The sequence below is a fragment of the Psittacicella gerlachiana genome, assembly GCF_003585965.1.
In the GTDB taxonomy this organism is placed as follows: domain Bacteria; phylum Pseudomonadota; class Gammaproteobacteria; order Enterobacterales; family Psittacicellaceae; genus Psittacicella; species Psittacicella gerlachiana.
Genome location: NZ_NRJF01000284.1, coordinates 1 through 1463 on the forward strand (window position 1 = coordinate 1; position 1463 = coordinate 1463).

The 1463-nt window shown below is 24.9% G+C and carries 2 protein-coding genes; both read right to left on the reverse strand.

Annotated features, from left to right (window positions below):
- Positions 1–291: 291 nt before the first annotated feature.
- Complete coding sequence (locus tag CKF59_RS07700; RefSeq protein WP_119535321.1) at positions 292–735, reverse strand: hypothetical protein; 444 nt, start codon at positions 733–735, stop codon at positions 292–294.
- An 87-nt stretch (positions 736–822) separates the two neighbouring features.
- Positions 823–1314, reverse strand: coding sequence for a DUF805 domain-containing protein (locus CKF59_RS07705; protein ID WP_119535322.1), 492 nt, complete (start codon positions 1312–1314; stop codon positions 823–825).
- Between the last annotated feature and the right edge of the window lie 149 nt (positions 1315–1463).

Genomic DNA, 1463 nt, shown 5'->3' on the forward strand with positions numbered 1-1463 from the left:
AAGTTAAGAAAAACATTTACCGATTAATCTTAACTTAATAGTTCTAAAATTATAACATAGCCGTATACCTAAATAAATCCTTGAGACTTCCCAATCTTAAAAAACTCTAAGAATTAAATAGAACCTTAAGATTATACATAAAATTAAATAATATCTTGATTAACATGTTTTCTAAGAATTAAAGTTATTAAAGCAGTTCTACTTATTGAAAGTTCATTTGATTTAATATCTAATTCATTTAATAAATCAAGATCAATTCTTAAGAAGATATTTTTTCTTTCATTTTTATCCTCACTTCAATCCCTTTTTTTGTAATTTTTTCTTTATATAAACAAATATCCCTTTAACTATAATAAATGAAATAATAATAACAGGTATATTCTCTATAAAAGTAAAAATATAATTATGTATTACATAAACTTTTCTATATTTAACAAAGTTTATTATCATACTTACAAAAGCTTCTGAAATAAAATAATAAATAAATAAATTATAAATTCTATATCTTAAAGGATAGTTTATTAATCTATAATCTTTAGTTTTTTCTATATATCTTTTTTCAAAAAATTCAACAGTAGACTTTAATGCACAAGTTGTAAACATTACAACTAAAAAAGAAAAAATAAGAAAAAGAAAACTAAGCCATGTTAATTGAAAGTATTCTACAAATTTAAAAAAATATATTTTTATATAACTTGCTATTTGATCTGCAAATTGATCTAATTTTTCTTCCATAACTCATTCCTTTTTTTATTTTTATCTATATCACTTTGATATATTGTTGTTTAGAGTTAATGTGAGGTGAAAAAAAGTTGGCATTGTTTATCTTTCTACAAGGAAAGGATTATCAAGCTCACTAAAAGGATGAGCTCCTTCTTTGGTTCTAGCAAAGAGTAAATAGAGATGAAACCCCATAATAATAAAAACGCCAACCACAAGAATTGATAAAACAATCCCTATTAAATATACCCATAGAATGGTCATACCTGATTTCCCTAGATCATGTAGTCGTCGAACTCCTGAGGTAATAGATAAAATAAGGACTATTACCGAGATAATAAAATTTACAATCATGAGGATTATCCATGCTCCAAAGATAAGGACTAAACCTACCCCCTGCTCGTGATCTTGAGAAAAATAATAGGTCCCTGCAGTCAATAGGAGAGATATTAAAGATAATACTAAGGGAATAATTACATTAAACGCAAGAATAGAATAAAAATAACTGAGGCGATTTTCTCGATAGTTAATTTCAAACATTAATTTTAAATGCAATTTTGCATTCGCAAAAAATGGGAGAGTTTTTAGAGTCATAATATTTCCTTAAGCTTAAATGCGATCCTGAAATTTAAAAATAAAAATAGCTTTATTGGCCAATAGAGTATCTTCCAATGACTATATAGAGATAATTTTTTTAATAAATTTTTCACTGCAAGTTAAAATAAACTCGTTAAGTGTAACAT

Coding starts and splice junctions, on each gene's coding strand:
- CKF59_RS07700 (WP_119535321.1), bottom strand. CDS start 735: ATGGAAGAAAAATTAGATCAATTTGCAGATCAAATAGCAAGTTATATA.
- CKF59_RS07705 (WP_119535322.1), bottom strand. CDS start 1,314: ATGACTCTAAAAACTCTCCCATTTTTTGCGAATGCAAAATTGCATTTA.